The sequence below is a fragment of the Microbulbifer mixtoriginis (SeqCode) genome (assembly GCF_052466715.1).
Genome location: NZ_CP174288.1, coordinates 2,689,165 through 2,703,341 on the forward strand (window position 1 = coordinate 2,689,165; position 14,177 = coordinate 2,703,341).

8 protein-coding genes and 1 pseudogene are annotated in these 14,177 nt (G+C 44.2%); 5 read left to right on the plus strand and 4 right to left on the minus strand.

All coding sequences use genetic code 11. The annotated features are described in order from the left end of the window. The first annotated feature begins 87 nt into the window (after positions 1–87). On the plus strand, positions 88–654 hold the full coding sequence (gene ahpC / locus ACJJH9_RS11860; RefSeq protein ID WP_444884416.1) for an alkyl hydroperoxide reductase subunit C: 567 nt from the start codon (positions 88–90) through the stop codon (positions 652–654). 179 nt (positions 655–833) lie between these two features. Here the strand turns inward: ahpC (ACJJH9_RS11860) and ACJJH9_RS11865 are convergent, their stop codons facing one another. The 4 genes from ACJJH9_RS11865 to ACJJH9_RS11880 all read right to left on the minus strand — a co-directional run bounded on the left by ACJJH9_RS11865 (position 834) and on the right by ACJJH9_RS11880 (position 8,435). Further along, on the minus strand, positions 834–1,508 hold the full coding sequence (locus tag ACJJH9_RS11865) for a Gfo/Idh/MocA family protein (RefSeq protein WP_444922880.1): 675 nt from the start codon (positions 1,506–1,508) through the stop codon (positions 834–836). A 327-nt stretch (positions 1,509–1,835) separates the two neighbouring features. Continuing rightward, the gene (locus ACJJH9_RS11870) at positions 1,836–3,410 is read right to left on the minus strand and encodes an ATP-binding cassette domain-containing protein (protein WP_444922881.1); all 1,575 of its coding nucleotides are present in this window, start codon (positions 3,408–3,410) and stop codon (positions 1,836–1,838) included. A gap of 475 nt (positions 3,411–3,885) precedes the next feature. After that, on the minus strand, positions 3,886–5,082 hold the full coding sequence (locus tag ACJJH9_RS11875; RefSeq protein WP_444922882.1) for an MFS transporter: 1,197 nt from the start codon (positions 5,080–5,082) through the stop codon (positions 3,886–3,888). Beyond that, entirely contained in the window at positions 5,079–8,435 is a 3,357-nt protein-coding gene (locus ACJJH9_RS11880) for a Gfo/Idh/MocA family oxidoreductase (RefSeq protein ID WP_444922883.1), read from the minus strand. The genes ACJJH9_RS11875 and ACJJH9_RS11880 overlap by 4 nt, the downstream gene beginning before the upstream one ends. 298 nt (positions 8,436–8,733) lie before the next feature. Here ACJJH9_RS11880 and ahpC (ACJJH9_RS11885) point away from each other — a divergent pair, with 298 nt between their 5' ends. The 4 genes and pseudogenes from ahpC (ACJJH9_RS11885) to ACJJH9_RS11900 all read left to right on the plus strand — a co-directional run bounded on the left by ahpC (ACJJH9_RS11885) (position 8,734) and on the right by ACJJH9_RS11900 (position 13,768). Then, positions 8,734–9,300, plus strand: a complete 567-nt coding sequence (ahpC, locus tag ACJJH9_RS11885; protein ID WP_252082168.1) for an alkyl hydroperoxide reductase subunit C — start codon at positions 8,734–8,736, stop codon at positions 9,298–9,300. Positions 9,301–9,377: 77 nt separating this feature from the next. Then, positions 9,378–10,928 carry an alkyl hydroperoxide reductase subunit F gene (gene ahpF / locus ACJJH9_RS11890; RefSeq protein WP_444922884.1) on the plus strand — a complete coding sequence of 517 codons (1,551 nt, stop codon included), beginning with the start codon at positions 9,378–9,380 and terminating at the stop codon, positions 10,926–10,928. A 447-nt stretch (positions 10,929–11,375) separates the two neighbouring features. Further along, a pseudogene (locus ACJJH9_RS11895) lies at positions 11,376–11,594 on the plus strand (acetyl-CoA hydrolase/transferase C-terminal domain-containing protein); the annotation flags it as partial. A 653-nt stretch (positions 11,595–12,247) separates the two neighbouring features. Continuing rightward, a complete protein-coding gene (locus tag ACJJH9_RS11900; protein ID WP_444922885.1) occupies positions 12,248–13,768 on the plus strand; it encodes a lytic polysaccharide monooxygenase in 1,521 nt (506 codons plus the stop codon). The last annotated feature ends 409 nt before the right edge of the window (positions 13,769–14,177 follow it).

Sequence of the window (14,177 nt, forward strand, 5' to 3'; positions counted from 1 at the left end):
GTTAATTTTTATCAAAGTGAAACCATCAATAGTATTAATCCCATAGAAATTACTGACACAACGCGGTATTCACTTAAGGAGTTACCCATGTCCCGTTATATCGAATCTGAACTTAAACCCTTCAACGCCAAAGCCTACCAAAATGGCGAGTTTCACGACGTCAGCGATGCCGATGTCAAAGGCAAGTGGGCGGTATTCTTCTTTTACCCCGCCGACTTCACCTTTGTTTGCCCCACCGAGCTGGGCGATCTGGCCGACAACTATGAAGAGTTCAAGAAGTTGGGAGTGGAGATTTACTCCGTATCCACCGATACCCACTTCACCCATAAAGCGTGGCACGATTCCTCTGAAACCATCGGTAAGATCCAGTACCCGATGATCGGTGATCCCACTGGCACTATTACCCGTAACTTCGGCGTAATGATTGAGGAAGAAGGCATCGCAGACCGCGGCACCTTTGTGATCGACCCAGAAGGCCGTATTCAGATCGTTGAGATCACTGCAGGTGGTATCGGCCGCGACGCCAACGAACTGCTACGTAAAATCAAGGCCGCCCAGTACGTTGCCGAACACCCCGGTGAGGTATGCCCGGCCAAGTGGAAGGAAGGCGAGGAAACCCTGGCCCCGTCTCTCGACCTGGTAGGTAAGATTTAAGTTTTCCCAAGCCCTCACAGGACTGGAACTGGCTTTGCTCACTCTTTGGTGGGCATTGTCATTGATAAACTGTTGACCGGCAGAGCCGCACAAATTCAATAGCGTTATCAAGCGCTGCCATGGATTTTACTTTCATAAATAGCCCACTCGAGTTTCACAAATCTAAATGCAGAAAGAATCTAATTCTCTCTACTTTTGATAATGTGATCGCACTCTGATAATAACTGAATAACCAATAATGAATCATCTATAGGAGCTTGGGGGCATTCAGTGCGTCCTGCAGCAAGACACCGTTGTACAGCGGCGGCCTCATAAATCAGCCCTTCAGAGCATGGAAAGATAAATTTTCCGGGAATACTAGGCAGGCGAAAGACCTGTGTTTCAATAGTATTATCTGGGTTTCGGCGACTCCCGCCGTACTTAATTACCGAAACACACGTTGGAGTATGCGCTGGAGAATGCAACCTAATTCTACCCTCCGACCCATAAATATCGGTTTCCTCCGCACCTTCATATAAAATACTCCATTCTGAGATTGCGGATAAAGATCCTTCAAAACGAGCATAGAGCATACCTGCGGCAACTTGCCCAAAACCATAACCATAACCATAACCATAACCATCAATTATCCCAGCGCACACAGTCTCTTTAATATTTTCTCCACAAATCATTAAAGATTGATGAACAGGATACACACCAGCATCAAAGATACCCCCTGTTCTCCAGGTTGGTGACTCCAAGCCTTCATCACTCTTCATATCAAAACTAAAATCCGCCCTAACTTGTTGAATCTCTCCAATTTCACCGTTTTTAATGACTTCCCGACAGTATTCAACTGCAGGAAAGAAGCGCATCCACATAGCCTCACTACAAAAAAGATCTTTATCCCTAGCCAAAATTTTAATTTTAACAATATCATCTACTGAAAGGGCGATCGACTAGCAAACTTATGATTCACAGCTTGGTCAGCATTCTTTATTCCCCACCCAGGAAGATTAGCCAATCCAAGATTTGGAATTATGTTGAAAGCTCACTCCAAAGCCTCTCGACAATAGCAAATGTCCAGAGATTATTGATAAAAATACAAAGTACTAGGCTAGTATCATCATCAACTATAGAGCTTGCCACCGGTAACACACAACCTACAAACACCCCCTTACCTACCAAACGATAAAGATTCTTCAATCCAAATTAAGCTGACTATCTACACCTATAGCATTAATAAAACTCAGATCATGTGAGACCAATAAGACAGCACCAGAAAAATCCATAATGGCATCTACTAATAGCTGGCGGGAATCCAGATCCAGATGATTATCTGGCTCGTCTAGTAGTATGAGGTCTGTGGCAATGGTGCCTCGCGTAACGGCAAGTAGTGCCACTTTTAGTTGCTCCCCTCCACTTAGGAGCCTGAGAGGCAGCAGCGGCGTATCCCCCCTTAGCCGCAAACTACCTAGCATGGTACGCCATTCAGATTCTTTTCTACCGGGGTGAAGATAGAAAAGATTCTCTAAGGCGGATAACTCTTTATTGAGAAAACTGAAGTCCTGATCTAAATAACACAAACTTCCACGAGTTTGGCAGACGCCACTTAGAGCTTTTAGCTGGCTAGCTATGACCTTTAGCAGAGTGGATTTTCCACTACCATTGCCACCCGCTATCCTCCAACGTTCCCCCTTGCGGAGTGTTAAAGATATAGGCTTATTATGAGAACCATATGGGAGCTGCAAATTTTCAAGATGTAATTGTATTGATTTGCGAGAATCACACTTAGTGAGGGAAAGCTTTTCCGGCCTTAGCCTCTGTGACTCAATTACTGTTATTTTACTTATTTCCTCTCTTTTTTTCTCTAACTGTAACTGGCGCTGCTCTAACTTTCGCTTTAATTTTCCAAGACCTTTCCCTGCACGATCTTTTTGTGAGTCCATAAGACTCTTACTTTGAGAGTTCCGCTTGCCTTTTCCCTGCCGTTGTCTAGTAGCGAAATTATGCAGACTTTTCTGCCTGACATTATTTAGTTGGTTGAACTCTTTTCGATTACCCTCTGCCCTTTGGAGCAGGGCTGCTTGCTCTGTTTCTTTTTGTTGCATATACGCACTATATGCGCCGCCATAGGTTTTCAATCCTCGCTGATATATCTCTATTATTTGTCTAGTATTTTCTAGTAACTCTACATCATGGCTAGCGACCAGTGCCCCTCCTGCATGATTTAAGATTTTCTCTTGCAGCCACTCCCGCCCACTCTGATCAAGATGATTGCTAGGCTCATCTAGCAGTAAGTAGTCACTTGAGAGAGAAAATGCATAGGCAAGGCTTAACTTGGCTCTCTGACCACCACTCAATCTTTCTATAGGCGTATCCAATGGCGCATTGATTTTTGCTTCCTCTAGCTGGCGTTGCCAAGTAAGAGGCAGGTGCCAATAGTCTGCAACAGATATCAGATCATCTTCTGATGCATGCCCTTGCTCAACCCGTAAAAAAACTTCATACAAATGGCCATCTGCGAAACAATCGACAATCCGCAAATCAAGTTGGGGATTAAGCTGTTTCACCAGATGATGGCGTCTTCTCCAAGATACCTTACCACCAGTAACGGAAGTTTGACCGTGAAGAATACTTAGTAGTGTGGATTTCCCACTGCCATTAGGTGCAACTAATCCAGTGATTCCAATAGGTAATTCCAAGCTTACTTTATGGAAAATCGGGGTATCCCTAAATATCAGGGAGATATTTTCAAGAGTACAAATAGCTGTCATATGCCCTCCGATCATAGGACCGTGCGGCGTATTTCTGCTATCAGCCAAGATAGGTGTTTGAGGAAGATACGCCACCTGCAAAGGATTGATTAGGTCCGCAGCGATAGAGTGCGAACTTAGTTCCAGTTATGCGCAGGGCTTAATTCATTGGCGTAAATGACTCCGGACAAGATATTAGATTAGTATATCCCAAGGCGTGGGCATCTATTACAGGCGCTTAGCGTAAATAATATGCCAGTATATTTCAAGCACTATTTGCAAACCAATCAACTTAGATGATACCTACTATCCTAGCGGTTAGAGTAACTTAATATGCTTCTCCATCGAGCCTTAGTACTGAACACTGCGCCACCAATCCGACCATCTAGTAGCTCTCCAAGTCTCAACTTGTAGGATTAAATAACCCTGCACATTGAGAATTTTAACGGGTTAACTTTCTTTCTGAGCCATAAAGGTAATATGGATTAACAGGAGCTTACCGAGACTTTACCAACCTCTCAATAAAGGCTACCAGTGTGCAGAAAACAATCCCCGCCAGAAGAAATACTGGAACTATATAGATAGCAGTTTGTATACCATAATTCTCATCCAGCCAGCCTACTAAGGCATGGGCAAATATCAAAAACACGCCACCCATTCCAAGAGAAAATGAAACAGTAAACGGTGGATTTCTTGAGCTGCGTGTTAACCACTCCATCGTATAGGGAAAAAGGTAAGATAGTGTTAGACCACATACAGGCAACCACAAAGGATTAACCCAATAACCAAGAAGAAATACAACAGCTGTTGATGCGAAAGAAATTATCAACCAAATAAATGCACTACCCCTTAGCAGGATAAAGGTAAAGAATATCCTTCCAATACATAGCAGGGCAAAAAAAATTGAAAGTAAAACATCTGCCTCAACAGCCCATGGACCACCCCTTGCATCAAGAAATAACACCAGTCGACTAGCAAGGATGTGTTCAGATCCATTATATGCAGAAACAATCAATCCCCCCCCAATTGCAATCCACCATTCTTTTGGCTCTTTATCTCGCTTACTGTTTTCTCGATAAGCACTGGGATCAATGTCCCCACCTCCCGTTTGACACCTTCCTTTTCTCCTGAATAAGCCGACACAAATATATAGAAAAATGACAGCAGCAAGTCCGCCAAATAAATAGAACCCTCCCTCCCAACCAAAATGATATTTATAGGATAATGCAGGTATTAAGGGAGATAGTATTGATGCAACTCCATAGGTGCTATGCAACCCACAATACCCTTGGCGCGCGAGATCTTGAGGAACAAAAAGAGGGATTGCTACATTAATCAGTACCATACAGCCCCCTGCACCCACTCCAAAAATAAAACTGCCTAAAATAAGAGTGGGAAAGGAATGAAAATAACCAGAAGCTCCCGATAATATTGAGCCACCCCCCATAAAAGCGACAAACAACCCCAAACCCGATATCACTCTAACTCTCTTTACCCATAAAGACCCTGATAGAGTCATCAATAAGGCAGAAAAAGTGGACAAAAAGAAAAAGGTAGAACCCTTAGAAGGGGTTACAGAAAAGTAATCCAGGATTTGAGGGTAAATTGGCGCTTTATAAACCTCTATAAAACCTAGAAGAAATAGCGCCCCATAACAGGATAACAATCCAAACCAATAGATCTTTCGCTTCACGCAGCTCTTCTTTTAATATAGTGATCGCACTCTACAACCATCTGAATAGCCCGCACGGAGTCTGCTAGAGGAAGCTCCGGGCACTCGATTAAATCTTTCTCCAAACATTGCTGCACAACCCGAGCCTCGTAGTATAGCCCCTCAGAGTTGGGATAATTAAATTTACCCCTAATTCTCGGCAGCGGGAATTCATACATCTTAGAAACATTATTCGATCTTCTATCACCTGAAATTTTAGTTGTTGAAACCTTTGTTGGACAATGCGCTGGCGCAAAGACTTTTATCCTGCCTTCAGTTCCATAGATCTCCAACTCTTCTGCTCCCTCCACCAGGTGACTCCAAGACACAACTGCAGTAGATCCAGAGTTAAAGTGAGCATAAATTAGTCCAGCTCCATCTTCCTTAAATCCATGATCATCAAGTACACCAGAGAACTGCAGATCTGATGTATCCCTACCCAACATCATCAACGCTGCATGTATTGGATATACGCCGGCATCCAAACCTGCCCCAACTTTCCATTTAGAAGATTGAAGCCCTTCGTCCATGCGTAAATCAAAACTCAAATCAGCCCGTAGCTGACAAACATCCCCAATGCCACCGGAAGTTATTATGCTTCTGCAGTGTTGTATAGCTGGAAAGAATCTCATCCACATACCTTCCATGCAAAAAAGCCGCTTTTTATTGGCAAGATCCTTAATCTTTTGGGCATCTTCGACCGTCAGCGCTATAGGTTTTTCAATAAGTACCGGCTTCCCTGCCCTTAGAGCCAATTCAGCATGTTTTCGATGTAACTCGGGAATAGTCGCAATATAGACAATATCGACGTCTGGATCAGAAACTAATTCCTGGTAATCTCCATATGCCCGACAGACTCCATGCTTACCTGCAAAATCTTTAGCCCGCCCTAAGTCCCTAGAAGCCACTGCATGAATTTCTGCAGATTCCAGATAATTGATCACTAAGGCAAAGTCATTTGCAATCCTTCCACAACCAATAAACCCCCAACGTAGCTTTTTGGGAGAGACCTTCTCTGGGGTGTAAGCACTCGCTATTTCTACGTTCTCAATCAGCCCCTCTTCATCTTCTATAGTATCAGGATCTAAAACGAGTTCGGGATGGCAGTAAAGTCTCTCTTGCAGGCTATTCCAGGCACCCTCAAGATGTTTACCCTTTATTTTGTTCACCCATATGCACCTTCCAAGAGGTGCAGGTAGAGGCGCGCGCAACGTTCCTGAGCGGTGGATTGAAATCTGCTTAATTGCCGTTTTGTATACATCCAGACTCAGCCCCTTCACACTAGCGAAAAGTCCCAGATTTACATAAATGTCAAACAATAATTCAACCTCTGCCTTGGATATCAATCCCATCTGTTCAGCAACCAGTGAAGTAAATAGGCAATCAATACCCACAGCTTCACCATGCATCAACCTAAAAGCCTCATCACGTTCCAACCATCGAGATAGCGTATGTCCAAAGTCCATTGGCCTAGATAAATTCTCCTCTTTTAAATCTCCCGCGATACTGTCAAGCATTGCATCGATACAATTTATCAGTAATTTATAGGATGCTTCTCCCGGGAGACCATCAGGTTCCAGAAATTTATTTTCTAATAATGATGCACCCTGTGCTGACAATGTATCGAGTACATTTCTATTAAATACCACGCCAACCTTGATCATTTCACCAATCGCACTTTTCAGCACTCGCTGTGGATTAGTTTTTAAGAAGGTTGGATCAATTATTGTGTGCAAAGGGCTATGAAAAGCACCTATCCCATTCTTGATATTGTGGTTTACACTAACCTTAATACCGATAGACGAGTCAATCATACCCATTAGAGTGGTTGGGATACGTATCCAGGGCGTATTACGTCGCCATACCGCACTGACAAACCCTATTGTATCCGTTACCGCTCCCCCCCCGATAGCTACAATTGGCTCCCTATAACGAAGAGGGTTGACCTTCCATATTTCATCAATCATTTTTAAAAGACTGTCAATATTTTTTGACTGCTCACCGCCCTTCATAACAATTGGAATAAATTTAACCCCAACAGACTTTTCCCACGCAATGATAGATTTTTCATACAAACCCCAAACCTTGTCATCAACACAACAAATAATTCTGTTCTTTGGGGGCCTTAACAGCTCAATAAGAAACCTATTGCCGAGGTCAAACAGCCCGTGGTGATACCAGATTCTCTGATTTGTTGGGGCCTGACAAATAGTGTCTGAAACTTGGACAATAGAGTGATGGTTTTCGTCTGCTCGCACTTGGGCCTTGATACTAGGCTCAATCAATGCGGCTAACTCAAGTACACTGCATGCATGATTTAATCGCGGTAGCCGCTGGTATTTTTCAATATCATCATCCAAGATAGATTCAATGAAAAGTCTCTTCAAATCACGATAATCTTGTTCAAATAAATAGCAATACCATATAGCCCCCTTTTCCTTTCTTGTAAGTTCAAGCGCGCGATCAAGCCTATCCGGCATAGCTTGCCGTATGAAAATCGGTCTACCCCTGAGACCTTTCCGCATTACTATACAGTTTTCTACACCTTCACAACGGGTAGCCAGAAAGGAAAAACTGATTCCCAAATTGGTTTTTAAAGTAAAAGATAGCTTTTTGAAATCCTCAATATCACCAAATTGCTTCTGTGCCGTCTCATCCTGATTCACCACTACATCCACAATGTTGTGGGGGGCTAGATTCCACTTTGCGACACAAAGTTCAAGCTCATGGCAACACTGGTTAAGTAACATACCTTCAGCATTTTGCCTGAAGATGCTTTCCAAATTAGCCTCTGGGTGTGGATTGTGATGTATAAATCCCACACCTCTAGACTTTAACTGCCATTGTTCATTAATTCTCTCAGCTTCGCTTACGTAGCTGGCAATATGCTTCTGATAGCCTATAACAACGTTCACGTGCTCCTCACCAGCACGCCTCTCCATGTCACGCAATTTTTCCAGTGAATCGGCGCCAGGTTTTTCCAAGTAGATATTTCTGTACCCCTTGGATACAACATAATCAAAAATCCTTTTAGTTGATTGAGTTCTAACCGAGATCAACACCAAGCTTTTGTAGGAAATATTTGCCTTAGGTAATTGTTCTAAAGAGGTATAGAGTTTGAAGTCACCAAATTGATCTTTGAGCCTTGCCATCTCCTCATGAAATGCCATCCCTTTTTTGGAAGACGAAACTTCAACCGAGAGCCAGTGCTGCTCAACAATGGCATCTACCACGACATTAGGCATACTCATCAACTGAGAAAGATGCAGCCATCCGATTGACTCCCCTGGCAAGCCAACGCCAATCACGATGACATGCACCACATTTTGGTTCATAGGGGCAATCTCATATCAAATCGAAGCCATTTAGGTTCACATGAATCCGAGTTACTTGTTTAACTCATTGCTAACGTCCTCCCATTTAGACTCCAAGTCTTTTCTGTTCTTGAGCCTGTAACGACAAGGCTACATTAGCCAACTGGCGCTTTCCCCTCCCCTAAAAACCAATGATCGATTGGGAAAATTTATTAGAAGCATTTATATTGATTATTTTTATTAAAAAGCATGAATCGATAGTATCAATGCCGTTCCAAAGACAAAGACTGATTAGAAAGTGATGAATAAGGAGTTATCCATGTCACGTTACATCGAATCCCAACTAAAGCCCTTTAACGCCAAGGCCTATCAGAATGGCGACTTCTTCGATATGAGCGACGCCGACGTAAAGGGCAAGTGGGCGGTGTTCTTCTTCTATCCCGCAGACTTCACCTTTGTGTGCCCCACCGAGCTGGGTGATCTGGCGGACAACTACGAAGAGTTCAAAAAGTTGGGTGTGGAGATCTACTCCGTATCTACCGATACCCACTTCACCCACAAGGCCTGGCACGACTCTTCCGACACCATCGGTAAAATTCAATACCCCATGATTGGCGACCCTACCGGCACCATCACTCGTAACTTCGGTGTGATGATCGAAGAAGAAGGCATTGCCGATCGCGGCACCTTTGTCATCGACCCGGAAGGTCGTATCCAGATTGTGGAGATCACAGCCGGCGGAATAGGCCGCGATGCCAGTGAGCTGTTGCGCAAGATCAAAGCGGCCCAGTACATCGCCGCTCACCCTGGAGAAGTCTGCCCTGCTAAGTGGAAGGAAGGTGAAGAAACCTTAGCACCCTCCCTCGATCTGGTAGGCAAGATATAAACCCAATACCTCTGACCCGGCCCATCTAGATGATGGGCCACAACCAAGCCTGAATTAGTTAGAGAAAGGACACACCGATGTTGGACGCAAACCTGAAAAAACAACTGGACACTTACCTGCAGAATATCGTCAAACCGATCGAGATTCGTGTGTCCACAGATAACAGCGAAAAATCGAAAGAGCTGGAAACCCTGGTAGATCAAATCTCCGGGCTCTCCAAAAAAATTACTGCACAGCAGGGCCAGGCCAAGCGCACACCAAGCATGGCTATCGCCCCTGCTGGAGAGGAACCCCGCGTAAGCTTTGCCGGTATTCCCCTGGGCCACGAATTCACCTCATTGGTTCTGGCACTCCTGCAAGCGGGTGGCCACCCATCCAAGGCAGACCCGCAGCTGCTGGAGCAAGTACGTAATCTGGAAGGTAAATTTCACTTTGAAACCTATATTTCTCTCTCCTGCCAAAATTGCCCGGATGTCGTACAGGCACTGAACCTGATGGCCACCCTCAACCCGAACATTACTCACGAGATGATCGATGGAGGGTTGTTTCAGCAGGAAGTAGAACAACGCAATGTAATGGCGGTACCTGCAGTCTACTTAAACGGCGAACACTTTGGCCAAGGCAGAATGTCCCTTGAGGAGATTATTGGCAAACTGGATACAGGTGCCGCAAAACGCAAATCTGAAAAACTGAATGACAAAGCTCCTTACGACCTACTAGTCATTGGTGGTGGACCTGCCGGCGCAGCAGCTGCCATCTACGCTGCGCGTAAAGGTATTCGCACCGGGTTAGTAGCCGAACGTTTCGGCGGCCAGGTGATGGATACCGTAGGCATCGAGAACTTTATCTCCGTACCTTATACAGAAGGCCCGAAGCTAGCAGCCAGCCTGGAACAGCACGTTAAAGAATACGGTGTAGATATTATTACTGACCAACGTGCGGCAAATTTACAGCGCAATGAACTGGTAGATATAGAACTAAAGAGCGGTGCCAGCCTATCCAGTCGCTCTGTGGTACTGGCCACTGGTGCAAGATGGAGAGAGCTTGGTGTACCTGGCGAAGCGGAATACCGTACCAAGGGCGTAGCCTACTGCCCCCATTGCGATGGGCCCTTCTTTAAAGGTAAGCACGTAGCGGTTATTGGCGGCGGTAACTCTGGTATTGAAGCGGCTATTGATCTTGCTGGAATTGTCGAACATGTCACCGTACTGGAGTTCGCTGACTCACTGCGTGCCGATGAAGTACTGGTGCGCAAGGCACAACAAATGGACAACATCGATATTATCCTCAATGCACAAACTACCGAAGTATTGGGGGATGGTAACAAAGTCAATGGCCTTGCCTACACCGATCGAAAATCGGGAGAGAGCAAAAAGCTCGACCTTGCAGGAGTCTTTGTGCAAATCGGACTAGTGCCAAATACAGAATTCCTCAAAGAGAGTGATGTCGTAATGAATCGTATGGGTGAAATTCAAATCGATGAGCGCGGCGCAACTTCCATTCCAGGCGTCTACGCTGCCGGCGATGCCACTACTGCCCCCTACAAGCAAATTGTGATCTCAATGGGCGCAGGGGCCACAGCGGCACTGGGAGCGTTTGACTACTTAATTCGGTCTTCTGTGGAATAAAGACTGGAATATCAAACGGCCGGTCATTGACCGGCCACTCACTCAATCTTCGTCTTCTATTTCTCCACGCCACGCCGCTAAAAGGGCTTTCCTGCCAAGTTCCATAAAAATCTCTTTTCTTACCTTTTCGTAAAACAAATGCCTATTGCCTATTGCCTATTGCCTATTGAATGGTTCACAAGCTCATAGTGACATCAGCAACTTCCTCATGGATATGTACAAATCGATATACATACAAGCAATTTGAGGCATTCCAACAAACAGACTGCTTTACTATTCCAGAATGAAAAATTGACAACTTGATCTCGGTTGGCCCCTTTATTGGGATCGATTTCAATGGGCTGGTTAACGTCAAATTTATTGATCATCAATTCCAGGTGTTGATGGTCAGCTGGATTTTATAAAACTACATTAGCAAGTGGCTCTACCATTTAAAAAGGAAGCGTTTCAAAAATTGAGCCTCGATTAAATACACTCTCAACAGACTCGAGACTTGATGTTGACTACATTGTTACAGAATATGGCTACTGTCAATCAATGGGAAAACCCTCGACTGACCACACACACGCACTGACCAACATTGCTCACCTAAGCTTTAGAGAGGGCCTGTTCAAGTGGGCAGAGAACACAACTTCAAATAAACCACCAAATAAGTGCCCTAAATAAAATTCCCACAGTGCCTTTAACTCCAAGTAATTTACCTGAAGCCCCTCAAGGAAACTGAAAGCGTGTTATGCCAAAATCGTCACAGTGTGGCCCTGTGGTCATTGAACCACGATGTTTGCAATAAAAAGAAATGACCATACAGACTCTCCAGTTTTGTTATCCATCCAGGCCACTAAAACCAGACGTTCACGAAGCCACATATAAATCCGCTGAAGAGAAAAAAACCAGAAGTTTTACCCTTAACATCGTATTTTGACTTTATTTGGCTGAGATATCGGGATCAAAAAGGAGATATCTAGACCCAAATAGCAGAGCTGGTCATAGGTAATTTAGCCAGAAAGAGAAACCAAGAAGTTAGATTTTACCCTACCAACGGGAACCCACATCCAAACCGAATGTCTGTTTGAGTGATGCAACTGAACAAACACAAATATTAATTCGAAATTTTTTCACATTTTTTAAGTAATAAAAAACTCAACCTTCGTCACAGTTCACACTGGATTTTAAATTTAGAGTATCACCTAGATTTTTTCGACATCATCTAAAGGAACACTCTACAAACAGATTTTTATTACAAGAATTCAACCACCGTGAAGTACTTTTATTCACGAAGTTAACGGACTCACAAAAATAGAGATACCAGGAGTAAATCCATGCTATTAAGAACAAAATGTGCCATTGCCACATTACTACTGATGCCTTTCAGCTTGCAGGTTCAAGCTCACGGCTGGTCTGAATACCCAAAGGCGAGGCAAAAAATATGCTATGACCAAGGGAATGTCTGGTCTGGAACTCCCCCAAATCCTGGCTGTGCATTAGCAAAAACCATCTCTGGGTCTTATCCATTTCAGCAACACAATGAATTTTCCATCAACATTCCTGACTACAATAATTTTACGGCCGTAAAAGCAGCCATTCCAGATGGAACACTCTGCTATGCCAATGACCCACAAAAAAAGGGCATGGGTGCAGCTACAGACACTTGGAGCCGAGTTGAAGTTAACGCTGGAACCTTTGAATACGTATTCAATGCAACCGCACCGCACAACCCCTCTTTTTGGCAGTTTTATCTAACCAAGCCCAATGCTGACCTTTCAAAGCCTCTCGCCTGGGATGACTTGGAGCTTATTCAGGAAGTGGGCGATGTGCCAGTTGTGAATAGCCAATACCGAATGAATGTTACGATCCCTCAAGACAGAGTAGGCAATGCGATTTTATTTGTACGCTGGCAACGAGTAGATGCAGCGGGTGAAGGTTTCTACAACTGTAGTGATATCACCATTGTAAATGGTGATGTTCAACCTCCTACCGAACCTGATCCGGGTACAACAGAGCCATACCTTATTCAAGGCAACACCTTTATCCCGCAGGGTATTAATATCGATTCAGTAGCTGTAGGGGATACTGTCAATTATACGGTCTTCAATAAAAATGGTGAGGAACACTCATCGTTTTCATTAGCAATTACTGAGGACAATAAAAATGATTGGGATAGACTGCTAGCATCTCAAGTTACTGGCTGGTATCAATCCAATCACAATGGAAATGTCTTTATCGGTCGCTGGCATGAGGAAATGAACCATTACATGTATTTCCAAGGCGACTTGCATGGCAACTATTTCAACTCTAAAGATGCACGCGCTTCAGGCCAGTTCAGCATCACAAGTAATGGCAGTGAATTGATTGCGTCTATTACGCCCAAGGTGTTAAAGCCTCTCGACATAGCCAAGGTAGAGCACGGTGAATTACTGGTGCTCTCTACAGGAGAAAGTACAGGAAACATCACAGATACCCAATGGTCTCAAGTGAGTGGCAGCCCAGTGGAAACAGCAGCCGGGCCGAGTGGTGCATTGGTTATTGACACTTCAAGTTTAACCAATGCCCGACACGAGTTGAGTTTCAAGTTAACCGTAAGTAGTAGTTCTGCCAATGATGACGAGGTCTACTCCTTTGTCGTTGAACCCTCGACACCCACAGATCCCACAGATCCCACAGATCCCACAGATCCCACAGATCCCACAGATCCCACAGATCCCACTATTCAAACCTGGGACAGTAACCAAATCTACACTGCAGGGGACACGGTAAGCCATAATGGTAAAACATGGACTGCCGGATGGTGGACCAGGGGTGAAGAGCCAGGCACAACCGGGCAATGGGGTGTTTGGCGCTAAGTAACCAATCAATAATTGATCTCACAGGATTCGGGGGTTTATGGCAATAAGCCCCCGTTTTTTACACACCAAGAATTTAAAAAAAACTCAATTAAACCTAGGGAGGCCCTGACGGAATTTTCTATACAGCTCGCCTAAAACCCTATCAAATCTGGTTTATGATATTTCATGGTCGCTTTACATCGCTACAATATATAAACTGAATTTCTAATCACCGCCAAAACCATAAACGCCAAAATTGACCAACATTTTTCTAGATTATATTCGGCCGCTCACACAAATCTGATCAAACCTCTATTCCACATCACGTAAATACATGATTGTTGAATCTATTAACGATCCCATGCACAAACACAATCAAAGTAAAACATCACAATTCATTACCCGTAAATTTAATTTGCATTGCCAA

Bases quoted from the DNA above. Each gene is read 5' to 3' on its own strand.
- ahpC (WP_444884416.1), top strand. From the start codon at position 88: ATGTCCCGTTATATCGAATCTGAACTTAAACCCTTCAACGCCAAAGCC.
- ACJJH9_RS11865 (WP_444922880.1), bottom strand. From the start codon at position 1,508: ATGCGCTTCTTTCCTGCAGTTGAATACTGTCGGGAAGTCATTAAAAAC.
- ACJJH9_RS11870 (WP_444922881.1), bottom strand. From the start codon at position 3,410: ATGACAGCTATTTGTACTCTTGAAAATATCTCCCTGATATTTAGGGAT.
- ACJJH9_RS11880 (WP_444922883.1), bottom strand. From the start codon at position 8,435: ATGAACCAAAATGTGGTGCATGTCATCGTGATTGGCGTTGGCTTGCCA.
- ahpC (WP_252082168.1), top strand. From the start codon at position 8,734: ATGTCACGTTACATCGAATCCCAACTAAAGCCCTTTAACGCCAAGGCC.
- ahpF (WP_444922884.1), top strand. From the start codon at position 9,378: ATGTTGGACGCAAACCTGAAAAAACAACTGGACACTTACCTGCAGAAT.
- ACJJH9_RS11900 (WP_444922885.1), top strand. From the start codon at position 12,248: ATGCTATTAAGAACAAAATGTGCCATTGCCACATTACTACTGATGCCT.